The sequence below is a fragment of the Paenibacillus sp. IHB B 3084 genome (genome assembly GCF_001447315.1).
GTDB lineage: Bacteria > Bacillota > Bacilli > Paenibacillales > Paenibacillaceae > Paenibacillus.
In genome coordinates this window covers 3,779,676-3,804,598 of record NZ_CP013203.1, presented here as the reverse complement: position 1 = coordinate 3,804,598, position 24,923 = coordinate 3,779,676, and the positions used below count along the sequence as shown (strand labels likewise).

Below are 24,923 nucleotides of genomic sequence, written 5' to 3'. Positions count from 1 at the left end.
CTCCCCCGCTCTTTAAGCAAAACTCAAGAAAGAAATTCATTCGCCTTCTCCCGATGAGCTGGCTTGATATGCATGTCCAGCACTTTTAAGGCCGCCAGCACGACACCCGCATCATCCGTGAAGCCCAGCATCGGAATGACATCCGATATCGCATCCAATGGAGAAATAAAATACGCCAAGGCCCCGAAGGCCACACCTTTGGCATAAAGAGGCGTTTCAGGATCTATCGCACAATAGTACATGGCCACCGCATCCTTCACAAAAGGAACCTTCCCGGCCGTGGATTTCACCTTTTTGAAAAATCCCTTTTTCACCTGTTCTTCCTGCTTCGGATCATACTTGGCTTTAGTTACATCAAAATCCTTCATAAGGTACCTCCTATTTCTGACTGGCAAGCTTGAAAATTCCACCTTCCCGCTTTCCAAGTTCATAATTTTGTACCGTCATTTCCACCTTCGTATTTTTATCCCATACCGGAATCTTGTCCGACGTACCATACTGTTTCATAGCTATGTCTATGACTTCCTCCGCCTTCTTCGTCAAAGTAGAAGAAGCCATATTATATTTACCATAACCTTGATAAGTCCCACCCAAACCAAGATTCGGTTGATTGTTCACATTTAAAAGCACACCCTTCAACGTACCATTCTCTGCTACATCAAAGGTCACTTTTTCCAATACAAAATCATTAGTAACGACGGAAGTCTGCTCCAATGCATGCGATATGGACGACAGGTTGGCTACTAATCTAACCTGTTGCAGCAGCGCCTCTGTATCCTTTTGTTGCTTTGTCAATGCTTGCGTTGTCTTGTTGAGTGAAGCATTCGCTGTAGTTAAAGTATTTACCTTTGCAGTCAGATTATAATTCCATAACGCCAAGGTAATACATCCGAGTACAGCTATTCCTGAAATGACCGTGGCTACAACTGCGAGCTTACGAACAGCCTGTGGTTGCGGCTCCACAGACTGAGTATGGCTGCTTAATTCCCCCATAGCAAACTTCCTCTCTATTTACATAGTCATATTTTACTATGACCCCCTTTTATAATCTAGTATATTCTTCCTACTTTCTCATTCTCTATTTATTGGTGCAGGTTTTCGTTTCATTGGCCCTTGAGCTTCGGTTGCCTCGTTTTCCCGGTAAAGCCGTATTCACCAGATACACACTGCCCGCGATCAGCACCAATCCCACCACGAATGTCAGAGTAAGCGACTCCTTGAGCATCACCATACTGAAGATCGTAGACAGCACCGGAATCATAAACGTATAGGAGCCGACCGTTCCTGCTTCTCCGTTGTCAAGCAGTTTAAAATAAATCATCCAGCCCATCGCAATCACGAATACGGATATAAACAGCAAGATACCGATAAAGGAGGGGGTCCAGTGAATATCGTTCCATTTCTCCGTGGTAAGTCCAATCCCATTGAGAATAATTCCCCCAAAAATGAGCTGCATCGTCACCGCCCAAATGGAGTCCAACTGCTTGCTTTTTTTCTTCATATAAATCGTTCCGAGTGCCCAGCACAGTCCAGAGGCCAGCCCCAGCACGATACCCAAGACGGACAAATGTCCTGCCATCCCGCCGGAGCTAATCACGATCACCCCGCCAAAGCCAAGAACCAGTCCAATGACCTTCATCGGAAACATGCGCTCACCCAACCACAACCAGGAGAACAATCCAAGCAAGATCGGCTGGAGGAATACTAAAGTGGAAAATAACCCGGCAGGCAAATACCGTAGCCCCACCGTCTGCAAGCCATAGTAGCCTGCAATATTAAGTATCGCCAGAACGAGATACGTCCACGCATTCTGTCTCAAACGCAAGGTTTCCCTGTGACGCATAGCAAACATAAGCAGGATTAGCCCGCCTAACAGCGTACGGATGCCTGAAAATAAAATCGGCGGTGTATCCGGCAAAGCCAGCTTGGTCAACGGCCAGTTAATCCCCCACACCATCACTAATATCAATACAAGCCACAGCGTAGCTTTAGGTGTTAATGTTTTCATAGATATCTTCCTCTCCCCTAGCGATGATCATCGCTCATTTCATACGGCTATAGTCATTTACAGCCATTTGCAAAGCTTTACTTTACTAGCGTATACTGTGGGCACTAATAAATAAAATGAATGTTTTCGATAAGGGAGATAACTTTTCGCTTATGACCATTACCCAAATCATGATCTTTGTCCGCGTAGCTGAAACGCTAAACTTTACCCAAACTGCCCATGAGCTGCATATGACACAACCCGCAGTCAGCCATGCCATCGCCAGTATTGAGAGTGAGCTGGATGTCCAGCTATTGCTACGTGACCGAAAAAAAGGCGTACTGCTGACAGATATCGGGCAAAAGGTACTGCTGCAATTCCGCATGATACTGCAAAGCATGGAAAAGGTGGAGCAGCAGGTCGCCGCCGAAAAAGGGCTGGACGTTGGCACCATCACCATCGGAGCCTTCCCTTCGGCATCTGCCTATTTTCTGCCTCCAATCATACATCATATTCGCCAGCATTACCCGAATCTCATATTCGATCTGCATGAAGGCTCCACGAATGAGGTTAAGGAATGGCTGCATAACCGAGAGATTGAAGCAGGCATCATTCTGCTGCCAGATCCGCAGGTGGATGTCATCCCTTTATGTCAGGATAATATGGTTATCCTCCTGCCGGACGGTCACCCTTTGCAATCACAAAGCAGAATCGCCATTCGGGACTTGAACCAGCAGGACATGATCTTCTGTAAAGGCGGACATGAGGTTGCCATTATGGAAGGCTTTGAGCGTGAACAAAGCCAGTTGCAGGCACGTTTCACCACTCACAATGTCAGCACCCTGGTCAGCATGGTTCGACAAGGACTAGGCATGGGGATCGTCTCATCCCTCTCCTTGTCCACATTCCCCCATGATCTGACTGTCAAGGAAACCACCCCTCTGATTACGCGCCAGATTGGTATCGCTGTGCCATCCCTGCACAATGCTTCTCTGGCTGTACAGTTATTTGTGCGCACCGCGCAGGAGTTATTTACGGATTTGGAGAAGTAAAAGCTACGGATATGCAAGTGTTGGACCAAAAGGTGATTCCGCTGGATGGTACTGCGGTAACTGTGACGCGAGTTTCTTTACGAGGAACGGTAGGTAATGAACCCATTGAAGATGAAATATGCTATACCCGCGTTTGGCACGATATGGATGGGGCGTTGAAGATCATTTCAGGGCATTGTAGCACGGTGAAATAGCTACTATATAAACCGAACTATAGAGTTACTATATCGCCACTGCGCAGTCGGATGGTGCTTCCCATCGCCACCGCCCCCGGATTTCTCGTAAAGACTCTGTTAAGGTAGAATGATGCTTCCGAAGCGAGCTTTCCTGCGGAAACCTTTTAAAGCGACCGCTTCGCTTGTACAGCACCATTCCAACTACTCCGTTTTTTATGTTCATTTTTCAAGCTCGGATTATATAGTAAAAATCACCGGATAGCTGGGCGCCTAACCTATTCCCGGTCGTTTTTCTTGTCTTTACGTGATGTACTTAAAAATAAAAAAGAGCTTTCCATAACCGGAAAACTCTTTCGCACTTTATCTTTTGGTTGAGCCATCATAGCTCGAAATTACTTTTAGTTGCAGCTTCACGCCCACACTCATATAAGACTACAATAACACGGATTTGTACAGTGATACCAACCAATTTTTTCTTCTACGGATTACATTGTCGGAACTGTGATGCTTGTACGTATTATCTCCAATATTCCATTAGAACGATCCCTTTCAACGGCATACCGCTCAAAGTTTTCGACTTGCTTAATTAATGTAGAAATTTTTAATTTATTCAACTGGTAGAATGCTTTTTTGGCATGGGGGTGGGACAAAACAATTCCCAAAATCCATCTGCTTCTATAGTTTCTTCAATGACGGACCAAACCTCCGGCCAAATCATCCCAGCGCCAAGAAACCTCATGTCCGTGGAGATGCAGCCCCCCAAACCACTCGTCGATACCCTGAACTGCAATACGGTCCGCTGATCCATTCAGTACCTCATTACCCAACTCAGTCAGAATTACCGGGCGGTTCAGAAACTCCGGGATTTGCCTGAAATCCAATCCGTCCTCAGCCCCGTCAATAATCAGTAAAGGATGTTCGCCTTCCACCAAAGAACGAATAACTTTCCAATATTCGAGATCGCCCATGCCGAGCACATGCAGGACGTCAGTTACCTGACGGAACAATTCCAAAGGCGTATCCACTCCATTGCGAACGGCCTGAATCGTGGTCTGTTCCACAATGCCAAGACCATTCCGTTCCGAAGGCAGCCGTTTGAGATGCGCTGTGAAGGCTTCATAGGCAAAAGGCAGGCCGGATGCTGCCAGTTCTGCCTTCTTGTTTTCCAGCAAATCAGCCATTTGAACAGGGTCAGGAGAAGCATACGCCTGCCAAAGCTCGCTTCCGAGCTCCATTTCTTGCCGCCCAATGGTCCGCCAGGTACCGGATAATGTCTGAAGCTGTGCCGGAGTGAGCTGTCCCAGACCATAAAACCGTTCGATTCCCGGAAACTCCCCAATACAGAGCAGGCTCAGCTTCGTGCGGCCCAGTTTCTGTCTTTTGAACCAGTGGAGCAGATAGGCGAGCATGCTTTGGTCAAACAGGTCATGCTCAAACCACAACACGACTTCATCGTACTTGGTATATTCACGAAGTTTCTGCTCTTGTTCCTCACAGCCCGTTATATATTCGCTGGCCGGAATACCCATCGTTTCTTCCAGAACCCGGGCCCGCAGTGCCCGTTCTTCAGCCCCCGCTGGATTTGCAAATATCGGCCCTGATGGATATACCTCTCTCCATACAAGCACATCACCTTGTACAACGCCCTGCTTCAACATCTCACCTACAACATCACCGTTAACAATATGCAGCATGTTTTGGCCTCCCTCATACAAATGATTGAACACGGAAACGAGATCGGCTACCGGGAGTGTACCTTTCAGCTTTTGGCGGGCGTCGTGCAGCCGCTTCTTGAGCGTCGGGACCGGAGTGCCCAGATAATCGGAAATTTCCTGAAGAGAGTAGCCATAAAAATAAAACAGCCGCAGAGGCACGCGCAGCTTGGCAGACAACGCCTCCACCGATTGTTGCAGAACTTGGCTCTCCTCCCTACGCTCCGCAATTTCCGCCAATCCTGGTACTTCTCCCGACACCTGCACAGCTTCATCCAGAGGAAGCATCGAATGATGCTTGCGCCGCAGCGTCCGCTGGCACTGTCTTACGACAATGGTCTTGAACCAGCCTGGAAAAGCGGACGGCTTCTGCAGCTTCTCCAGATTCTGATAAGCCTCCATGAACGCATCCTGAACGGCATCTTCCGCGAGATGAACATCCTTTAGCATGTCATAAGACACCGCATATGCCATCCCGCGAAAATGCAGCATCAGCTGCCCGAACGCTTCTGCATCCCCTTGCCGCGCCTTTTCAACCCACTGCCTCATACGTCCCTTGCCTCTTTTCTTTCGTGTTCTTAATCTTAAGTGCCGGCTCAGTGGGGGAAGGTTACAAATAATGTTGATGGAAAAATTAAATAATTGATAAAGAACGTCACTGAACACAGCAACAATATTAACAGATTCTTTCTCAAAAGAAGCATAATGCAGTTACAGACCGTTGGTTTCCAACAGAAATATATTATCCTTTATTTTTCACGAGGTTAAGTTCAATATGACTTCGACCTTGTAGCCATAGCAGTTCATCCAGTAAAAATGCTAATCCATCCTTACTACGTAAACGCTCGATCAGTTCTGTGACGACCTCCATAATCTCACGTTGCACATTCTCTGCTAATTGTAGCCCCCCACTTTCCCCATCCACATAAAGATGTGGATGATCCGGTTGTTCTACCTTTCTTACATGCCGCAGACACAATATTCCATGTTCAAGATAAAAGAAATAGCTACGCTCATATAAGACTCCCTCATATAGTTCATACATATGAGGGTCATCATCAGGTCCATATACCATGGCAACTCTTTTCAATTCAACAGATTCGCTCATAAATAAATCCCCCTACCTTATAATATTACTGATTTAATTATGTATTGTATTGATATCATGTGTATGAATGATCTGGAAAACATAACGCCCCCCTTCACTCCCTAAATCATTGTTATAAGAAATTTTTCATGGATGCTTAAATTAAGTATCGAAACCGTTCTATTTTAGAACCAAAGTACGGAGTGTTCAATAGTAACAATACTGAAGGGAAAATAAATTTTATACTAAAATTCGTATATACGTTTATGAGTAATAATATATACGACTTTTAGTATAAAGTCAACGTCTATTTTACGGATATTCGTATATTGGATATAATGGGCTGGAGGATGGTGTACATATGAGAACGATTCGGCTTAAATTGAACGAAGTTTTGACACAGCGGAGACTTACGCAAACTCAACTTTCCGAACTATCTGGTGTTCGTCAGGCGGCTATATCAGAAATGTCACGGAACATTCGTGAACAAATAAATCTAAAAACACTTATCAAAATCGCGGATGCACTTGAAATTGATGATATATCTGAACTCATAGTAATTGAAAATTCTGAAAAGGATCGCCTATAAAAGCGGTTCTATTTTTGTAAGTACTTTTCGTCTGCATTAGCTAAACTTAGGAAATGTACATGAAAAACGGAGAAGATGGAATGGTGCTGTACAAGCGAAGCGGTCGCTTTTGTCCCCGGATTTCTACCCTAACATAATCTTTATTCAAGAAATCCGGGGGCGGTGGCGATGGGAAGCACCATCCGTCTGCGGAGTGGCACTAAAGTAACTTTTAAGTTCCATTTATATATTCGATCTTTTGATTGGTTGCTTCATTGCTTTATAAGTCATGCCAGAGTAATCACTTATAATATAATGGAGAGTGATAAAATGGATTTTATAAAATCGATTTACACAAAACAAAACATAAATACCTCAGTGCTCTTTTTTGCATTTTTAGTTCTATATAGTGTTTTTTCTGAGATTGAAATTAAACCCATAGCACTCTTACTTTTTACAGTTGTATTTGCCTTTTTTAATGCCCTGAGTAAATTTGTCCAATCCACACGTAGTGATAATGATCTTAAATAAAGTTTCTTAAACACATTCAAAAAGGCCTCCTTAGCAATATAGTACGCGACTATACCGCTATAGGGGCCTTCATTTATAGTTGGATCATTTTTTTGCTTTCGTCTGTCCTTCGATTGCTTTAAAAATCACTTCGATTGCTTTGTGGCTTCGTACAAACGCTGTAAAATGGTAACCGCTTCAGCCCGTGTGACTAGCGTTTTTGGGTGAAGGTATCCATCATTGGCGGTAAGGACGCCCATATTAGTCAGGGTGTAGAATGCTTCTGCCTTTTGACTTTGGGAATCTCCATCATAGGAGTATTCTTCTTGGGTCGTGTCAATGTATAGTACCGGATAGTTGATTGAGAAATTGTCATTGTAATTCGCCTGACGAATTTTCATATCCTTGTACTGCGCAGCTGCAGAGATTACTTCCCTGATCTCAGGATGAAGAGTCTGATTCGTATAATCCGTCCGAACGGAAGCAATCATCATCACATCCCAGCGGGTCAGCGGTTTGTCGGGCTTGATATAGAATTGATAGTTTGGATATTTGCCCCCTACACTTTCAGTGAAGTCCCAAACATAATCCCCGTTGAATAATGCTGCAAAATCTTTATTCGCCCAGTGCTTACGCGCATCAACAAATTCTGAAGCTTTTCCGGACGAATGATTGATTTCTGGAAAAAGCTTGTGAAACATATTTACAAATTCCGCTTTCGTTATGGTTTTGCCCGGCTTGAAGGTCCCATCCGCATAGCCCTTGACAACGCCTTTGTCGACCATCGAACGAATAGATTCAGCAGCCCACTCATATTTTGTCCCGTTCACATCAGTAAACGTATTTGCCGCGAATGCGGATTGACTAAAAAACAGTGCCACCGCAACCAGCGGAGTGATAAGCCATTTCTTTTTCAACATCTCTTTCCACTTCCTTTAGGTAAAATTTATGTAGGACATAGTTCTCCAAACTCCATGTTATATCGGTATTTCAAAAGCAAATGATGATAATAAACAGAAAAAACAACACAAAAACGACCTCCGCAACGAGTAAAATCCCGTCACAAAGGCCGTTATCCGCAACCTAAACGCATGTTTTTAGGGAACCATCCTGACATTTAGGCTTCTATAATTCAGACCACCACTCGAAAACATTAATTAACAAGGCTCTTCGTTCGGCTTCCCTGCATCCGTAGCTGTACGGAAGCTCGAACCGCAGCCGCATGTCGCTACTGCATTCGGGTTATGAATCGTGAAGCCGCCTGACATACCGGACTCTTCAAAGTCGATTTCCAGACCGTCCAGGTAGCGGATGCTTTCCTTTTCCACTACAATCTTCATATCCTGTACGTTCATATATATATCCTGATCCGTCTCGTTGTCGTCAAAGCCCATGGCATACGAGAATCCGGTGCAACCGCCTGGCGTAACACCCAGACGCAAAAACATATTCGGCGTTTCCTGCTGCTCCAGCATATCTTTCAAGCGCTCGGCAGCGGAATCGGTGATGTTAATCATGACTCCATCCTCCTCTTTTACTTCATGTTCTCCTTCAGTATACTCCACTATTTGCAGGTGCTCAAGTCATGGAATGTCCTTCTCTTACAGGCTTAAAGACCTGTTTTTCTATTCGTTTGTATTGAACACAGGTGGTGTGAGGTTTATAATAGGTGAAGAGTGTGTAAAAGAAACTGTCGGAAATTTGTCATTTCAAAGGCGATATTTTGAGACATTCATCATTGTAGCCTGGCATTGTAACATTTTTCACATATCGCATATCCGCGCTGCCGGATTCTTACCGACGGAACGGGACATCCTGTGCGCACCTAGCGCTTGTGCCGCTGATTTGGCGGACAGTCTCGCACAGAGCAACTTGAAGGAGGAATAGGCATGTCCACATTAGTTACACCTTTTACAGACCGCAGAATGGCGGAAATTGTAGAAAAGGTACAGAACGGTATTCGTTTGAACCTTGAAGACGGTATATATTTGTATGAAACTGACGATATCCTCACACTGGGTCAGTTGGCTAACGAAGCTAATTTACGCAAGAACGGAAAAAAGGTTTATTTTATCGAAAACATGAGCCTGTACTTCACCAATGTATGCGAAGCGCGCTGCGCGTTCTGCAATTTCCGCAAGGATCAGGGGGAGGACGGCTCTTATACGTTGTCCGGGCAGGAAATGATTGATTATGTAGAGCAACACATCCATCCGGGGGTAAGAGAATTTCATATCGTCGGTGGTCATAATAATCATGTGCCTTTCCAATACTATGTAGACTCATTGAAGGCGCTAAATGAAAAGTACCCTAACGTTACACTCAAAGCTTACACCGCAGCGGAAATTGACTTTTTCACACGTATTAGCGGCTTGAGCATTAAGGAAGTGCTTCAGGAGCTGCAAAAGGCAGGTCTGCAAACGCTGACCGGCGGTGGCGCAGAAATTTTATCGGATGAGTATCGCCAAAAAATGCGTGTCACCAAAGCGAATGTAGATCGCTATCTTGAGGTTCATCGCACGGCTCACCATCTCGGCATGAAAACTCATACGACGATGTTGTACGGTTCGGTTGAATCCTACGAGGATCGTATTGAACATATGCTGCAAATTCGCGCATTGCAGGACGAAACGAACGGATTTATGGTATTTATTCCACTGTCCATGCAGCCGAAAAGCAAAAATGCCAACATCATGCGCCGCAACTCCGCTTACGAGGATCTCAAAACAATTGCGATCAGCCGCCTGATGCTGGACAATATCGATCATGTTAAAGCTTACTTCATTAATATTGGTCCACAATTGACGCAGGTTGCTCTGACCTTCGGCGCATCGGACGTCCACGGCACGATTGTGCGCGAGCAAATCAGCCATGCCGCAGGCGCACTGACCCCGGCCGGATTGACCCGTAAAGAGCTGATCTGGCTGGTCAAAGGTGCAGGACGCATCCCGGTTGAACGGGACACCTTCTATAACGAAATCGAAGTTTTCGAATAAAAGCCATATCGGATTCGGATTTCCCGCGTGCATTTTATCCCCATACCTCACACCATGCAGCATCAAGCTGCCTCGGAATTTTCTGGTCTGCCTGCCTACAGGCGGGCCGGGAAGCCGGGTTTTATAACAACAAAAAACTTGTGTCTGATCGGAAACATTGAATTTGCATGTCGCCGGGATAAGACGTAATTTGAAGGCGAACAAGGTTTCCTGATGAGGCACCAGACCATTTGCCGGGGACACGGCAGCGAAAGGACGGCGGATTTTGATGAAAAATTTCGTTATTCTGGGAGGCGGCTACGGTGGCCTTACCATTGCCAAGGAATTACTCAATAAATATATTCCCGATGATGTGCAGGTTATTCTAGTGGATCGAATGCCCTTTCAGGGATTGAAAACAGAATACTACGCACTCGCGGCGGGGACGGTATCTGATTTTGATTTACGTGTGCATTTTCCCGATGAACAACGGCTCATTCGCAAATACGGAGAAGTCACCTCGATGGATTTGGAAAATAAAATTGTACATTTTCAGGACGGCGAGCCTTTGCCCTATGAACAGCTTGTGATTGCACTGGGCTGTACGGACCGTTTTCACAATACACCGGGGGCTGAAGAACATAGCTGTACCATCCAGTCCTTTAACAATACACGTCAAACGTATCTGCGCCTGAATGAAATCAAGCCTTACGGACATGTGCATATTGTAGGTGGCGGTCTGAGCGGTGTTGAGATTGCGGCGGAATTGCGCGAAAGCCGCACGGATTTGAATATTACCATTATGGATCGGGGCGAGCGGGTGCTGTCGGCATTCCCGCAGCGTTTGTCTGCCTATGTGCATGCCTGGTTTAAGGAGCATCAAGTCGATGCGTTAAATCATGTGGGGGTTTGCCGCATTGAGCCGGGCGCTATTTACAACCATGATGAAGAAATTGTGACGGATGCGGTTGTATGGACTGCCGGGATTCAACCCGTGAAAATCGTGCAGGATTTAGCTGTGCCCAAAGATCCTCAGGGCCGCATTATGCTAAATGAATATTACCAAATTCCAGATCATCCCGAGGTGTATGTAGTTGGAGACTGCGCCAGTCTCCCCTACTCCCCAAGTGCTCAGGCGGCCGAGGTGCAAGGTGAGCAGATTGCACACATTGTACACGACCTGTGGAAAGGCCACACGCCTCACCCGCATCCTTTGAAGCTGCGTGGCACATTGGGTGCGCTTGGCAAGAAAGCCGGATTCGGCTATGGTTTTATGGGCAGCACCTCGCTGCGTGGTCGTGTACCCCGCCTGCTCAAAAGCGGCGTGCTCTGGAAATCCAAACGCCATTTTGGCTAATCTGTTGGTACAACACACAAAGAAGACCTGCTCTGGAAGCGGGTCTTCTTTGTTTTAAACATGTATGGACGGTGCATATATCATAGATAGAACGAAGCAGGCTGACGAATGATTAACAGCTTAGTCCAGATCAAGGTTATCCCACGCCTCGGCTTCCTTGATTTTGTTCATAATCACTTCGTACAGCAGCTCGGCTGAATCGGCAGATACAATCTCACCGTTGACCATCGCATACGGTTCTGCGTTACACTGACCACAATTGCTGAGACAGCCGTATTCAATGACGTCGTAATCCGGATTTTGCTCCAGTCTGGACATCATTTCATCGGTGCCAAAATGCATATTGCTGGTGCAAAATTCAATGATGGGTCTTAACATTTTTTCACCTGCTTTGGACGACGGGCATTTTAATTTGGCCCGCTTTGTAATATAATAAATAAGGTATAGGAAAGGAGTTGAATTCTAATGAGCGAAACACAAAGCGTTCAAATGTATGATGAAGTAGCAGATGTACTGGATAAGCTTCGTCCGTTCCTGCAACGCGATGGTGGCGACGTTGAGCTGGTTGATGTAGAAGACGGCATCGTTAAGCTGAAGCTGGTAGGCGCTTGCGGCAGTTGCCCAAGTTCCACAATCACGCTGAAAGCAGGGATTGAACGTGCTCTTCTCGAAGAAGTCGACGGCGTCCAAGAAGTGGTACAAGTATTCTAATGCTTGATGCATAATGATCATGAGAGTCTTGACTTCGATAACGAAGCTCAAGACTCTTTTTTGTGTGACGGGGGCTACTGGATCTTAATCCCTATATGATCGGCCGAATCGGGTCCAGCCCTCCTGACACATCCATAATGTTGCCTGTGATAAAATCCGAATCCTCATCACACAAATAAGCAATCACTCGTGCAATGTCCTCTCCACTCCCTGAACGTCCACGCGGTGTCTCTTTATCCTGCAAGCCGATGACGTCGGCAATTGACTTTTCCTTGTTCGCCCCCCGGATATCCCCGGGACAAATCATATTGACCGTGATACCAAAAGGAGCTTCCTCCACAGCCAGTGACTTCGTAAATGACACCAGCCCCACCTTAGCGGCTGCGTATACCGCGCGATGCGGCCAAGCTCGTGCTTCTCCAGCATGACCAAAGCCAAAATGAATAATACGTCCCCATTGCTGGTTCCGCATATGAGGTAATACCAGATGATCCAGCAGCATCGTACCGACCAGATTCCCCTGAATCATGGTATGAATCTCGGCTACACTGTAATCCGCAAACAAGCGACGTTCCCGAATGAACGGTCCGGCGTTATTTACCATAATATCTACGCCGCCCAGCCGATCCTGTACTTCACTGATCAGCCTTGTAATATCTTCCTGAATCGAAATATCTCCTTGCAAAGACAGACAGCGTACTCCCTTGGCTTCAATCACCTGCCTAAGCTCTTCGGCTTCCGTTTGGCTATGCACATAATTCAGAGCAATATCACAGCCTTCATCAGCCAGACGCAGAGCGGTCATTTTACCTAATCCTTTGGCACTGCCTGTTATGAGTGCGACTTTGTGTCTCAACAGTTTTCCTCCTCTTCACAGAGAACGGTCACCCCCAAGTATAAAATATTTACGCTTCGCCTACAACTCCAAGCAAAAAAGAAACCCCAAATCCTCTTGTTCAAGAGAATTCGGGGTTGGGGTTCAACGCGTTCTCGTGTCCAGCTTAAAATGCCGGGATAATCGCGCCTTGGTATTTGTCTTCGATGAATTTTTTAGTTTCCGGGGATTGCAACGCTTTGATCAGCTTCTGAATCGCTTCGGAATCTTTATTATCCGGACGCGCTACCAGAACGTTAGCATATGGAGAATCTTTATCTTCCAATGCCAGTGCATCCTTTGTAGGGTTCAGCTTCGCTTCCAGAGCGTAGTTTGTGTTGATCAGTGCAATGTCCACTTCAGGCAACTGGCGTGGCAGCATAGCCGCTTCCAGCTCCTTGAATTTCAGGTTTTTCGGGTTTTCTGTAATATCTTTTACGGTAGCTTCGATGTTGCTTGCGTCTTTCAGCTTAATCAGACCTTGTTTCTCCAACAACAACAATGCACGACCTCCATTGGTTGCATCGTTCGGGATGGCAACTGTTGCACCATCCGGAATTTCATCAAGCTTTTTATATTTTTGCGAGTAGATACCGAATGGCTCCAGATGAACCGCGCCTACAGATACCAGGTCCATTTTGCGCTCTTTGTTCATAACATCCATATATGGTACATGTTGATAGAAGTTAGCATCCAGTTGCTTGTCGAACAATTGTACGTTCGGTTGTACGTAGTCGTTAAACTGAACGACTTGAAGACGAACGCCCTCTTTTTCCAACTGAGGCTTGATCGCTTCCAAAATTTCCGCATGTGGCACAGGAGAAGCACCAACTTTCAGCTCGACTTCACGTGGTGACCCACCAGTATTTTGGGTCGCATTGTTTGTATCGGATGTCGTGCTTTTCGTGCCGCAAGCAGCCAGCACCGCAATTAATGTCAAGCTTAATACGGCCAATACCCATTTTTTCATGTGATTACCCCTCCAATAAATTGTAGTGTTCAGGATTCAGACGTCCTGATCAATAAGGATATCTATATGGTTTCCCTATTTTCGAGTATAATGCCGAACCAGACGGTCTCCCGCCATTTGCAGCAGTTGCACCAGTACGACCATCAGCACGACCGCAACGATCATTACAGCCGTTTCATAACGGTAGTATCCGTAGTTGATAGCCAGTGTACCCAGACCACCGCCCCCGATCATACCAGACATCGCTGTATAGGATACGAGCGTAACAACGGTAATCGTTAATGCGGCGAGCAGACCCGGCAGTGCCTCACGCAACAGCACCCGACGGATAATCTGCCCTGTAGAGGCACCCATGGCTTGTGCGGCCTCGATAACACCCTTGTCCACTTCGCGCAATGACGTCTCCACGAGACGGGCGAAGAATGGCGCAGCACCAATGACCAGCGGTGGAATCGTACCCAGCACTCCCGTGGAAGTCCCCACCAGCGACCGTGTAAAAGGAATCAGTGCAACAATCAAAATAATAAACGGTACGGAACGCAAAATGTTTACGATAAAGGAAAGTACAACGTATATCACCTTCATCAGATTCCATGAAGAGCGGCTTGCCAAAAACAATAAAATTCCGAGAGGCAGACCAATAATAAGGGTGAACAACGCAGATGCACCGAGCATCTGAAGTGTCTCTAATGTAGAGTTACCCAGTTCTTCCCAACTCACTTGTGAAAAATCAAGTTCACTCATTGTCCGATCACCTCCACATCAAGCCCCTGACCGGACACTTCCCGCAGCGTATGCTCAATATCCTCCTGATTTCCTTCAAAACGGACGATAAGCTGTCCATACGGTACGTTTTTAATTGTGGAGATGGTTCCCTGCAAGATCGCAAAATCAACGCCGGTACTACGAGCCGTTCGTGACAGAATCGCATCGTATGTCTTGCTGCCCAAAAATGAAATCCGTACAACATGCGCCGATTCGCCGCCTCCTGCTGCTGCAATCGCTGCTTGCAGCTCCTCGGGATGCTCAGACTCCCGCTGGATAAAGTCCTTGGTCACCTGATGCTGCGGCTTGAGGAATACTTCTGCCACCGGACCTTGCTCCACGATGTCGCCCTGATGAATGACACCAACACGATCACAGATGCTTTGAATGACATGCATTTCATGCGTAATCAGCACGATGGTCAAATTAAAGCGCTGGTTAATGTCTAAAAGCAATTTCAGGATGGACCCTGTCGTCTGCGGATCAAGCGCCGAAGTTGCCTCGTCGCACAGCAGTACATGAGGATCACTGGCAAGCGCTCGTGCAATACCTACCCGCTGCTTTTGTCCACCCGAGAGCTGTGACGGATATTTAGCGCTGTGTTCTTCCAGACCGACCAGTTCCAGCAATTCACGAACCTTCTGGTCCAACTTCTCCTTCGGCGTATTTACCAAGCGCAACGGAAAGGCAATATTGTCATATACCGTCGCCGAGGATAACAAATTAAAATGCTGAAAGATCATTCCGATTTTACGACGCTGTTTCTGTAACTGGGATTGACTTACCGTGGCGAGATTCACGCCATCTACCCATACCTCGCCCGAGGTCGGACGTTCCAATAAATTAATACAGCGGATCAGCGTACTTTTCCCCGCTCCGGAATGACCGATGACTCCAAATATTTCACCACGCTCTATGGAAAGATTCAAACCGGACAGCGCACTAACGCGTCGGCTGCCTTTGCCATAATGCTTGGTTAATTGTTTAAGCTCTATCAACGTGCTGCGACCCCCTTCACTCTTCCTTACCCTTTTAAGCGACGTTCATCTCTCAGGAATTATAAAATTCCTTCTCTATGATTATACAAAAAGAGCCCCCTTCACAGAAATGAAAAGGGCCCCACCATGCGAACCTTTTCTCATCTGTCAAAACCGTTATAAGTCTAGCGGTTTTGTAGGAATTAGCACCATAATGTTCCCTTCCGGTGTTTCACACCGGAAAAGAACGGGTTGCCGGGCTTCATCGGGCCAGTCCCTCCACCTCTCTGGATAAGAAAATATGTTAAACTCCAGCTTTAGCTGTCCGTTAAATTTAATATATAAAATCATAATTCAAGCATTTTCTGAAACTAGATTTCAGTATAGATAGTTTACATAGCTTTGTCAAAGGATATTTTCTGACATAATTATGGATGAGCTTCCCGGTTCTCCCACTGTTTCGCCGTATAACGAAAGGCAGTCGCCAGGGAACGGTTCACCATCTCCAGACCTTGCTTCAAATCCTCCAGGTGATGATCCAGATCCTCCAGTTGTATCTTGCCATACAAAGCACGATGCCGCTGCCAGAGATCATCCTGCATTTCTGTATTCATATAGTGTATCTCCGTATTGCGCCGCTTGCGCAGTCGGTTAATAGCATCGGTATATGAGTCCTTGATATCATTTAAGCTGTCTGTCATTTCAGGCTGCATTTTCAAATATCTGAATTGCCGCAGCACTGTAAAATACGAATAATGTGCCTTGTACTGACCCGTTTTCAGATCATACAGATCGTTGAGCCAGTTCCCAAGCTTATCCAGAATGGAAAATACCCGCACAAACCCGTCTTTATAAAAGAAGACATACAGCGCGTAATCCGATTTCTCATCCACGCTCATATCCTCGGCATATCCTGCTTTGACTTTCGTTCGGAAAAAGGCGGCAGCATGATGGCTCTGCTCCAGCTCATCCAGAGATGACATCAGGCCGCGTGTCAAAATATCTGCCTTGCGAAAAGCATGAGTCGGATCTCCACTGGCCTGAATTTGCCGCTCCAGCAGTTTCAGCATGTCTGACATGCTGTTCATAGCATCCAGCAGGATGCCCTTGTTCACACGTGGCGGCTCGCCTAGCAGCTTGCGTATCATGCTCACGCCTCCTTTTATGAATGTAAAATCCGGTTGTTGAATTGTCTAGGGCGTCAAGCGAAATAACTCGTCCACCGTTGGTCTACAAGCTTAACAATATCCTCGCGCGGCAGCACTTCATCCGGGTAGCCCGGCTTCATACGCGCATCCACTACAATTGGCAGCTTGTAGTTCAAATGATGCAAACGGACCTCGCTGTCTGCATACATATCCGTAGCCGGGTTAAACCGCGTAAACACCGTCCACAGGAATGATGCTTGTGAGCGAACGACTTCCTTGGCATCATCTACAATAAAGACAAACGGCCATTCCTGCTCACCTGCAGACAAACGCTCCAGTACCCGCGCTGCCAGCTCAGGCTCCTGCTCAAAGGTCGCACCGGATACGACGAGACATCCTCCGCAATACGGCTCAATTTCGCGAATACCCGGCAGGTCGCCTCCTTCATAGGCACGAGGCAGTTCACGTATAGGCTCACCTACACCCATCAGGATCGCTTTACTGCCGTGATTCAGCTTACGGCCCGTATAATCAAGTGTATCGTGAGACGTATGATTGAAAATAAATAAATCCGTCGCTGGATTAAATCTCTCCAGAATGGTTTCCAGCAGCAGGTTAAAATCAGATAAATCAATGACTTGATCCGTCAGCATCAGGAATTTGGTCAATGACAATTGGCCCTGTCCCAAAATGGTAAAGCCTGATACCAGCGCTTCGCGGGAATAGCTTTCACGCACAACTGCCGCTGCCAATGCATGTACACCCGTTTCTGCGTAAGCCCACAGAGACTTAACGGAAGGCATCACAAGCGGATAGGCAGGTGACAGCAGACGTTGTAAAAATTCGCCGAGATAATAATCCTCCTGCCGTGGTTTACCTACAATGGTTGCTGGATAAATGGCATCCTTACGGTGGTACATATGCTTGACATGAAATACAGGGAAATCATGCTGTAAGGAGTAGTAGCCAAAATGATCGCCAAACGGTCCTTCCGGGCGACGTTCGTGAGGCGGCACATAGCCGCTGATCGCAAATTCGGCCTCTGCCGGAATCCGGTGACCGCCGAGTGGGTCTTCTGTCATTGGCAGCTTGCCGCCCATAATGAGCGAGGCAAGTAGCAGCTCAGGCAGATTTTCCGGTGCCGGAGCAATTGCAGATGCAATCAGAGCAGGTGGCCCGCCGATAATAACGGTCGTAGGCAACGGCTCATTACGCAGCTCAGCTTCATGATAATGAAAGCCGCCGCCTTTATGGATTTGCCAGTGAATCCCGGTGGTCTGATCATCATAAATCTGGATGCGATACATGCCCAAATTATGATCCTTGGACTGACCCGGCTTCTCGGTATATACGAGCGGAAGCGTGATAAACGGCCCCCGTCATCCTGCCAACTCGTCACTCTTGGAAGTGGAGCCAGCGGAGCATCCGTACGGCGAACTCCCAGTACAGGAGCCTCGCTATGGGATACCGTTTTCAGCCCTACTTTTAGCATGTCCTTAATCAGTCCACGTTCATTCCACAATGCCTTGGGGGTAGGTGGAAGCAATGTTTTGGTCGCCCCTACAATCGCATCCATCAGTTGTTCCGGGCGAGGCCCAAAGGCCATATCCACACGACGGTTTGTGCCAAACAGATTGCTGGCTACAGGGAACGGAGTACCTTTTACATTGGTGAACAGCAATGCCGGGCCTTCTTCCTCAATAACTCTCCGATGAATTTCGGCCAGTTCCAAATAAGGATCGACAGGTGCTTCTATAATTTGAAGATTATTTTCTTTACGTAGCGCTTCAATAAATTGGCGCAAATTCTGGTAGATCAACTGGACGATTCCTCCTAAGCAAATCAAGCCCTCGAGAAACTCGCGGACCTGGTTTGTTTCTTATATGCTATTATACGTGCTTCAACGCCACTTGGGCAAAATATCCGTTTCACTATGATCTATGAAATGCTTAGGTACGTTGTGCTTGGGTCGGAACAAGCTTGCGGTCCGGTGACAATTGCCATACACGATAGCTCAGATAAGCCAAGATGGAGAACAACGATGCAATCACCAGCATATGTCCCAGCACGATAAACATGTAGATTTCAGGTCTGTTGACGTACAACAAGATAATTCCAATCACCACTTGAAGTAAGATTAACAAGACCGATACGACACCCAATATACGGATATCCCGGTGATTCGGGTGATAACGGTATGAGTAGTGACCCACAGCCAAGATAATGACGAACAGCAGACCAGCTGAAATCTGATGAAGCAGCAGCGGAGATATGAAGCCCCCAATATTTACAACCTTCTGGATGACCGAGTGACTAAGCAACGCCCCTGAATAGACAGCAATATAGGTATAAATCGTCGATAGCCATATAAAGTTACGAAAGCCCCGACTGACAGGCCCAGGAATCAGACGCGGGGTGTAGCGTGAATCCGCATGCTCCTGCCAGGCCCCCAGCGTCATCATGGTCGCACTGGCAAAAGCGATAAGCGCAAAGCCAAAATGCAGCCCCATGACTGCAGCCGATTGGGAGAAGATGACAGCCAGTGCCCCCATCGCTCCTTGTATGATGACAAACATTAACGTCAGCAACGAGAATAACTGTAAATCCTTACGATGCTTCATAAACAGCAAAAAGCCAACAAAAGAGGCAATGGAGAGTATGCCAGCCATGGCACTAACAGAGCGATGCGTAAACTCAATAACAGATGCGATCGTATGCGCCGGAACCAGCTTGCCATTACAAAGCGGGAATTCCCGTCCACAGCCCAGCCCCGAATCCGTCCGCGTCACGACGCCTCCACCGAAGGTAGCCAGAAACATGACAATACATGTTACGAGTGCAAGCCACTTTAATATTCTGATTTTGTTATTCAAAGAATTCACCCGTATCCTTCCAAATATAATATTTATTCACTTCATAATGTTGTGAAATGATCACTTAAAATAATTATAACTGATATATCGTTCCTTGACATACGTGCTTTGTTGACAAAATGTGAACGTGTCCCGTGAGAAAGCCGCCCCCTTTGGAAGGAAGCGGCTTTCTGAATGCCATGCACAACATCAATTATTTAGCCAAGCTGGCGTGTACTTCTACTGCCCGATCCAAAAATTGCTCGATTTCCTCACGGGATTTGCGCAGTTTGTTTACCAGACGCACTAGCTCGCGCCCTTCACTGTAAGCGATAAAGCTGGGAATACCCAACACATTCTGCTCCTGGCTGACACTTTCGGCCTGCTCTACATCAATTTCAATCAATGTAAGCTTGTCTGCATATTGCTGTTCCACATCAGGCATGAACGGATCAATGAAATGACAATCTCCGCACCAGTCCGCCTTAAACACAGCTACTGTTACGCCAGAAGTGGATATTGCCTTATTAAAGTCTTCATGAGAGACGATCTTTTGCATGGATGATTCCTCCTTGAATTCTGTTTGTAAAAAAGAGCTTGTGCTTTCTATCTATTGTAACGCCAAGTGGCGCTTTTGCACACTCCCCTATTATTCCCGAATCACCGATTGGAAGCCCTGCCATTGAGACATACTAACAATATACCTCAGAACACACTTAGAACATCCCTGCATACTTAGCGGAATACGAAGTGTTCTCGGACTTTGAAAGGAGGTTATCCAGTATGTCTTTCACCGAATGGTTCCATGTGGCATCACGCCAGCTTCAGGGGGGGCTAAAGCTGCTCGGTTCCGTACCACGTGCTGCGGAGGAAGCGTGGGAAGGCAAGCGGGCGGCCTGGACCGAGTCCCGCAAGCTGCGCTATCCACTGCGTGAGCTGCCGTGGGATGACCAAGCCGCACAGGCCGCCATGGATGAAGCCGAAGCACTCATGATGGTGAATGGACCCGCTTCCCGTCCCTCTACTCTGAATATGCCCTTATGCGAAACGGACTGTGAGCTGGTCGAACGGATCAAGAACGATACAGCACAGGAAAATCGCAGCAACATCACCCGGACAGCCGCTTATCTTGAGTGCTATCACGGCTACCCCGAGTTACATTGGGCGCTGCTGGCTCATCTGGTTTCTCGCAATGGTGGCTATAACATGACCGATTTGAAGGGCGGTCTGATCGACAGTCTGTTCAGCGAACTGGAAAAGGAATGGTTATATCGGTTGCTGGAGCGCTGCAATGCCCTTATTTTTCAGGACGCCTACCCGCAGCTGCAATTATACATGCACAGCCGTCATCTGGGCCGAAGCTGCTTTCATTTGCTCCCCCATTTTCATGTATCACCATTCATGAGACCCTTCTGGGAACGTTTCTGGGCTTGGCGGGACAGTTCTCTCTTAAGCGTAGCCCTGATCATCAATGAACAAAACTATATTGAGGGCCGGGTGGTGAAAGATCCGTATTTCCAAAAATTTGTGACGCACAAGCCGGGCTTTTATTTGCACGATTGGCTCCAGTTGAATCAGGTCATATTTCCGCTTGGGCTAAACGGCGGCCTCGCCGGACTTGTGATGGAGCGATTCAGCCATCTGGATGAGCGGATCGGCTTCGGTAAAAGTCTGTATGCCATGCTGTTCGGTCACCAGCAGGTGCTGGATCAAGTAACAGCATTCGCTACCAGCGTGCCTCACACTGGCTCACGCAGCGACTATTGGCCAGGACTGTTCACTCCGGACAAAGAAAAAGCGCTGCGCTCTCCTGAAGAGAGTGCAGCGCTACTGGCACATGCATGGCTGCCGCCGGGACAACGCCTGTACAGCCCAGAGCTGAACGCCGTCTGGTCGGATACGCCTTATGATCCGATCCCCCGTTACGACTGGTTTCAGGACGGCTCCACGCTCGGACATTTCACCGAACCAAGGCGACCGCTGTTATTTGCCATGCGGCATGAACACCGCCATGGCATCCAAAAAACAGCGATGGCCCATGACGCGCATGCCAGCCTGCGGCCTTTCCACTGAAAAAGCTGGAGAGCTGCCTATGCATCTTTTAGCCTCGTTGCCCTGTGGACTCACGCTGGAGACGCATCAGTGGACGCAGTACCTTTTGCAACACACGCGGGTAGTTACCCAACTCGTCCCTACGCAGTACGCGCAGCACAACCAGCAGCACCAAATAGCATACCAGTACAGCCGCCCCGGCAATACAGCACGCGATGAAGAAGGCCACACGTGCAGGCATGATATGAATCAGCAGAATACAAGCCTCATTCACACCGTATCCAATGGCTCCCGAAAGCACGACTGCGGTCAGAAAGCCTGCCCAGCGACGGCCCATGATTGAGAAGGATACGATGCCTTTGAGTACATGCAAATTCAGCAGCGTAATCACAAGGAAACATAATCCGGTTGCGGCAATGATGCCGTAAATCCCGAGCCAACCAGCCAGCAACCAGCTCGCAGCCAGCTTAACAACGATACCGACCAAGACATTAACCATTGAAATACGCGGTTTGCCCATACCGATCAAAATCGAGTTAGAGGTCATCATCGTGATCTGGAATATCGTTCCGAGTGTCAGAACAGCGATAATCCCGCTGCCTCCAAGCGAACTGAACAGTAAGCCATTGATGGAATAGGCGGTTACACACAAGGCCAGCACAATCGGCATTCCAGTCAAAATAGAGATCCGCAAGGCCAGCGTCATCTGATTTTGCAAATGCTGTTCATCCTTGCGGGCAAAAGCCGCCGAAATGATCGGAATGAGCGATTGACTGAGCGCGATAGCCAAAATCGGCGGAATCCCCGCCACACTCTGCGCACGTGCTCCCAAATAACCCAACTGGGTCGTTGCCTGATCCAAGCCGATTTGGACGGACAGGAGTCTAACCACAATCGACGTATCAATAAAGTTAACGGCCGGAACTGTCAAAGAAGACAATACAATTGGAATAGACAGCGTAAAAATGTCTTTGTAAATGCGCATCAACGGCAGTGCGGAGCTTTCCTCCTGGAATTGCTCTTGTCGATCCTGACGATCCTGGCGACGCATTTTCACCGTGTAATACAGCATGACCGCCAGTGCGCCAATGCTTCCCATGACACCTCCGAACGATGCCCCGGCCGCAACCTCGCGATCTCCATAACCGAGCTTCAAAATAATAAATGCGAGCAAAATAGCAGTAGCCACCCGTGCGACCTGCTCCACAATTTGTGAAATACCGCCTGCGGTCATGTTACCGCGCCCTTGGAAGTACCCGCGCATCATGGCAATGGCGGGAAACAGCAGCAAGGCAGGTGCCAATGCCTGAATAGCCAAGGCCGACTGAGGAACTCCCGCCACATGCTCGGCAAAATAAGGCGCGCCAAAATACAGCACCACCGTAATGATAATGCCAGCCGCCGCCGCAAACAGCAACGCCGCATGGTACACACGTCGTGCTTCTGTAGGCCGATTCAGCGCATAACGCTCGGAGACCATTTTGCTCAACGTGCTTGGAATACCTGCTGTAGCCACCGTGAGCAACATCAAATAAGCATTGTTCGCAATCGTAAACGAGGCGTTCCCTACGGAACCAAGCAAATGCTCTAGCGGAACTCGCTGCACCAGACCCAGCACTCTCGCCACCAAGGCGGCTGCGGCTAAAATAAGCGTGCCTCTAAGAAATGTTTCTTTATTGGACAAAATGCGTTCCCTTCTTTCTTGCTGTTGACACGCATACAAAAGCTCCGCAAAGCAGTCATGGCCTGAGCCATCACCGGTGCGGAGCCGCATGTCGATTCTGTCTCTGCAAATCACAAGCATAGGATGTTAAACTAGAACACCCAAATCAAGAATACAAGAATCATGACAAGCTGTAAAATTACTTTCATCACGGTGCTGGTAAACAGCCCTAATACAGAACCAAAGCCCACTTTAATCGCTCGATCCAGCGGGGCCTTGCTAATTAGCTCGCCCAGCACAGCGCCAATAAACGGCCCTAAAATCAGACCAAACGCCGGAATAACAAAAGGGCCGATAATAATCCCGATGGTACTAAGGATCGTGGACAGACGTGAGCCGCCAAATCGTTTGACCCCCCACGCAGTGACGGCATAATCTGCAACAAATAGTGCAACTACTATTAGTGTCTGTATGATCCAAAACCATACATTATATGGAGCAAACGAGAAAAACCAGCCGTACACAAAAAATGCAAAATAGATGGCGAGCGCCCCTGGCAATACGGGATATACTGCCCCGGCCATGCCAACAATGAACAGCGCAACGATAATAATCCAGCCTACAATGTCCACTGGCTCCCTCCTTCTCGTCCAATTATCCCAGATGCTTTATCATTCGTTTTCCTAGACAAGTACATAATCACGGATAACTTCTACGATGCCATCTTCATTATTCGAAGCTACGACCAGATCGGCCGCTTCTTTTAGCGTATCCTGTGCATTGCCCATCGCAACACCCAGTCCAACCGCTTGAATTACAGCCAAATCATTCAGACTGTCACCTACTGCGACTACCTGCTCCATTGTAATCCCGAGCAAATCGCATACTTCTGCAATCCCACTGGCTTTTGATATGCCCGCCGGGTTGATTTCCAGATTCGTCATGGAAGAGTTGGAAATTTCAAGTCCGCCCATGTCCTGAAGCTTGAGCAAAATTCGATTCCGAATTTCGTCATTTTCCGTATTATAACCGAATTTGAGCCATTCCTGTGTATCCAATGTATCCGGCCAACGATCTCTATTATATAATTCCTCCGTCGAGTAAGCCCAGAACCAGGAATCTGTTTCTACAGCAATCTGGTGCATTTTCCGAACTAGCTCCTTATCAAGCAAATAACGGCGCCACAGCTCATGAGGGGATTTCCATACCTCACTGCCGTTTACCGTCACCATAGGTGTATCCAGGCCGAGCTGCTGCCCGTAGGGCAAGGCATGCATCGCTGCTCGTCCAGTAGACAAGCACACGTGAATCCCTTCTTGAATCGCCTTATTAATCCAGTTGATCGTTTCCAGCGTAATTTCATGATTGTCGTTCAATAAAGTTCCATCCATGTCGAGCGCAAGCAGTTTGTATTTATATTGGTTTTCTCCCATGGGTTCTCTTCCTCCTGTATGTCCCTTATGTCCAACGACATTTTACCATGAAAA

26 protein-coding genes, 1 pseudogene and 1 riboswitch are annotated in these 24,923 nt (G+C 47.4%); of the genes and pseudogenes, 8 read left to right on the top strand and 19 right to left on the bottom strand.

Annotated elements, in window-relative coordinates; genetic code table 11:
- Window positions 1–23 precede the first annotated feature (23 nt).
- From ASL14_RS17820 to ASL14_RS17810, 3 genes are all read right to left on the bottom strand, one after another.
- Window positions 24–368, bottom strand: coding sequence for a YkvA family protein (locus tag ASL14_RS17820; protein ID WP_044645458.1), 345 nt, complete (start codon window positions 366–368; stop codon window positions 24–26).
- Between the two features lie 10 nt (window positions 369–378).
- A complete protein-coding gene (locus ASL14_RS17815) occupies window positions 379–993 on the bottom strand; it encodes a hypothetical protein (protein ID WP_134912842.1) in 615 nt (204 codons plus the stop codon).
- A gap of 85 nt (window positions 994–1,078) precedes the next feature.
- Complete coding sequence (locus tag ASL14_RS17810; RefSeq protein WP_134912841.1) at window positions 1,079–2,008, bottom strand: DMT family transporter; 930 nt, start codon at window positions 2,006–2,008, stop codon at window positions 1,079–1,081.
- A 152-nt stretch (window positions 2,009–2,160) separates the two neighbouring features.
- Between ASL14_RS17810 and ASL14_RS17805 the strand changes: the two genes are divergently transcribed.
- On the top strand, window positions 2,161–3,039 hold the full coding sequence (locus ASL14_RS17805) for a LysR family transcriptional regulator (RefSeq protein WP_134912839.1): 879 nt from the start codon (window positions 2,161–2,163) through the stop codon (window positions 3,037–3,039).
- Between the two features lie 11 nt (window positions 3,040–3,050).
- The gene (locus tag ASL14_RS17800) at window positions 3,051–3,233 is read left to right on the top strand and encodes a nuclear transport factor 2 family protein (RefSeq protein WP_223264018.1); all 183 of its coding nucleotides are present in this window, start codon (window positions 3,051–3,053) and stop codon (window positions 3,231–3,233) included.
- A 668-nt stretch (window positions 3,234–3,901) separates the two neighbouring features.
- Here ASL14_RS17800 and ASL14_RS17790 read toward each other — a convergent pair.
- Together ASL14_RS17790 and ASL14_RS17785 are read right to left on the bottom strand one after the other, a co-directional pair.
- The gene (locus tag ASL14_RS17790) at window positions 3,902–5,476 is read right to left on the bottom strand and encodes a sigma-70 family RNA polymerase sigma factor (protein ID WP_134912837.1); all 1,575 of its coding nucleotides are present in this window, start codon (window positions 5,474–5,476) and stop codon (window positions 3,902–3,904) included.
- Between the two features lie 193 nt (window positions 5,477–5,669).
- Window positions 5,670–6,035, bottom strand: coding sequence for a hypothetical protein (locus tag ASL14_RS17785; protein ID WP_134912835.1), 366 nt, complete (start codon window positions 6,033–6,035; stop codon window positions 5,670–5,672).
- A 340-nt stretch (window positions 6,036–6,375) separates the two neighbouring features.
- Here ASL14_RS17785 and ASL14_RS17780 point away from each other — a divergent pair, with 340 nt between their 5' ends.
- The gene (locus ASL14_RS17780; protein WP_013311830.1) at window positions 6,376–6,603 is read left to right on the top strand and encodes a helix-turn-helix domain-containing protein; all 228 of its coding nucleotides are present in this window, start codon (window positions 6,376–6,378) and stop codon (window positions 6,601–6,603) included.
- A 168-nt stretch (window positions 6,604–6,771) separates the two neighbouring features.
- Window positions 6,772–7,113, top strand: a complete 342-nt coding sequence (locus ASL14_RS17775; protein WP_134912833.1) for a hypothetical protein — start codon at window positions 6,772–6,774, stop codon at window positions 7,111–7,113.
- A 125-nt stretch (window positions 7,114–7,238) separates the two neighbouring features.
- On the opposite strand, the gene ASL14_RS17770 is transcribed toward ASL14_RS17775, so the two are convergent.
- The gene (locus tag ASL14_RS17770; RefSeq protein WP_134912831.1) at window positions 7,239–8,012 is read right to left on the bottom strand and encodes an S-layer homology domain-containing protein; all 774 of its coding nucleotides are present in this window, start codon (window positions 8,010–8,012) and stop codon (window positions 7,239–7,241) included.
- Window positions 8,013–8,249: 237 nt separating this feature from the next.
- The gene (locus ASL14_RS17765) at window positions 8,250–8,609 is read right to left on the bottom strand and encodes a HesB/IscA family protein (RefSeq protein ID WP_013311832.1); all 360 of its coding nucleotides are present in this window, start codon (window positions 8,607–8,609) and stop codon (window positions 8,250–8,252) included.
- A 372-nt stretch (window positions 8,610–8,981) separates the two neighbouring features.
- Between ASL14_RS17765 and mqnE the strand changes: the two genes are divergently transcribed.
- Together mqnE and ASL14_RS17755 are read left to right on the top strand one after the other, a co-directional pair.
- Entirely contained in the window at window positions 8,982–10,088 is a 1,107-nt protein-coding gene (mqnE, locus tag ASL14_RS17760; RefSeq protein WP_134912829.1) for an aminofutalosine synthase MqnE, read from the top strand.
- A 268-nt stretch (window positions 10,089–10,356) separates the two neighbouring features.
- Window positions 10,357–11,424 (top strand): NAD(P)/FAD-dependent oxidoreductase, encoded by a 1,068-nt coding sequence (locus ASL14_RS17755; protein ID WP_134912828.1) that lies wholly within the window; start codon window positions 10,357–10,359, stop codon window positions 11,422–11,424.
- A 120-nt stretch (window positions 11,425–11,544) separates the two neighbouring features.
- Here the strand turns inward: ASL14_RS17755 and ASL14_RS17750 are convergent, their stop codons facing one another.
- Entirely contained in the window at window positions 11,545–11,802 is a 258-nt protein-coding gene (locus ASL14_RS17750) for a YuzB family protein (RefSeq protein ID WP_134912826.1), read from the bottom strand.
- Between the two features lie 87 nt (window positions 11,803–11,889).
- Between ASL14_RS17750 and ASL14_RS17745 the strand changes: the two genes are divergently transcribed.
- On the top strand, window positions 11,890–12,135 hold the full coding sequence (locus ASL14_RS17745) for a NifU family protein (protein ID WP_013311836.1): 246 nt from the start codon (window positions 11,890–11,892) through the stop codon (window positions 12,133–12,135).
- 91 nt (window positions 12,136–12,226) lie between these two features.
- On the opposite strand, the gene ASL14_RS17740 is transcribed toward ASL14_RS17745, so the two are convergent.
- The 8 genes and pseudogenes from ASL14_RS17740 to ASL14_RS17705 all read right to left on the bottom strand — a co-directional run bounded on the left by ASL14_RS17740 (window position 12,227) and on the right by ASL14_RS17705 (window position 20,280).
- Window positions 12,227–12,991 (bottom strand): SDR family oxidoreductase, encoded by a 765-nt coding sequence (locus ASL14_RS17740; protein ID WP_134912824.1) that lies wholly within the window; start codon window positions 12,989–12,991, stop codon window positions 12,227–12,229.
- Window positions 12,992–13,136: 145 nt separating this feature from the next.
- Window positions 13,137–13,979 carry a MetQ/NlpA family ABC transporter substrate-binding protein gene (locus ASL14_RS17735; protein WP_044645446.1) on the bottom strand — a complete coding sequence of 281 codons (843 nt, stop codon included), beginning with the start codon at window positions 13,977–13,979 and terminating at the stop codon, window positions 13,137–13,139.
- Between the two features lie 75 nt (window positions 13,980–14,054).
- On the bottom strand, window positions 14,055–14,723 hold the full coding sequence (locus ASL14_RS17730; protein WP_134912822.1) for a methionine ABC transporter permease: 669 nt from the start codon (window positions 14,721–14,723) through the stop codon (window positions 14,055–14,057).
- Window positions 14,720–15,742 (bottom strand): methionine ABC transporter ATP-binding protein, encoded by a 1,023-nt coding sequence (locus tag ASL14_RS17725; protein ID WP_134912820.1) that lies wholly within the window; start codon window positions 15,740–15,742, stop codon window positions 14,720–14,722. The genes ASL14_RS17730 and ASL14_RS17725 overlap by 4 nt, the downstream gene beginning before the upstream one ends.
- A 137-nt stretch (window positions 15,743–15,879) precedes the next feature.
- Window positions 15,880–16,019: riboswitch (SAM riboswitch) on the bottom strand.
- A 130-nt stretch (window positions 16,020–16,149) separates the two neighbouring features.
- Complete coding sequence (locus ASL14_RS17720) at window positions 16,150–16,869, bottom strand: Cthe_2314 family HEPN domain-containing protein (protein ID WP_134912819.1); 720 nt, start codon at window positions 16,867–16,869, stop codon at window positions 16,150–16,152.
- Window positions 16,870–16,922: 53 nt separating this feature from the next.
- Window positions 16,923–18,688, bottom strand: a pseudogene (locus ASL14_RS17715) (UbiD family decarboxylase).
- Between the two features lie 130 nt (window positions 18,689–18,818).
- On the bottom strand, window positions 18,819–19,751 hold the full coding sequence (locus tag ASL14_RS17710) for a COX15/CtaA family protein (protein ID WP_025684722.1): 933 nt from the start codon (window positions 19,749–19,751) through the stop codon (window positions 18,819–18,821).
- A gap of 184 nt (window positions 19,752–19,935) precedes the next feature.
- Window positions 19,936–20,280, bottom strand: coding sequence for a thioredoxin family protein (locus ASL14_RS17705; RefSeq protein WP_044645440.1), 345 nt, complete (start codon window positions 20,278–20,280; stop codon window positions 19,936–19,938).
- Window positions 20,281–20,504: 224 nt separating this feature from the next.
- On the opposite strand from ASL14_RS17705, the gene ASL14_RS17700 reads away from it, so the two are divergent.
- Window positions 20,505–21,794: a DUF2515 family protein gene (locus tag ASL14_RS17700; RefSeq protein WP_134912817.1), complete on the top strand. Its 1,290-nt coding sequence runs from the start codon at window positions 20,505–20,507 to the stop codon at window positions 21,792–21,794.
- A gap of 28 nt (window positions 21,795–21,822) precedes the next feature.
- Here ASL14_RS17700 and ASL14_RS17695 read toward each other — a convergent pair whose 3' ends face one another.
- The 3 genes from ASL14_RS17695 to ASL14_RS17685 form a co-directional block, all read right to left on the bottom strand.
- Window positions 21,823–23,457, bottom strand: a complete 1,635-nt coding sequence (locus ASL14_RS17695; protein WP_134912815.1) for a putative polysaccharide biosynthesis protein — start codon at window positions 23,455–23,457, stop codon at window positions 21,823–21,825.
- A gap of 131 nt (window positions 23,458–23,588) precedes the next feature.
- On the bottom strand, window positions 23,589–24,068 hold the full coding sequence (locus ASL14_RS17690) for a DUF456 domain-containing protein (RefSeq protein ID WP_025684726.1): 480 nt from the start codon (window positions 24,066–24,068) through the stop codon (window positions 23,589–23,591).
- A 51-nt stretch (window positions 24,069–24,119) separates the two neighbouring features.
- The gene (locus ASL14_RS17685; protein WP_134912813.1) at window positions 24,120–24,869 is read right to left on the bottom strand and encodes a Cof-type HAD-IIB family hydrolase; all 750 of its coding nucleotides are present in this window, start codon (window positions 24,867–24,869) and stop codon (window positions 24,120–24,122) included.
- Window positions 24,870–24,923 lie beyond the last annotated feature (54 nt).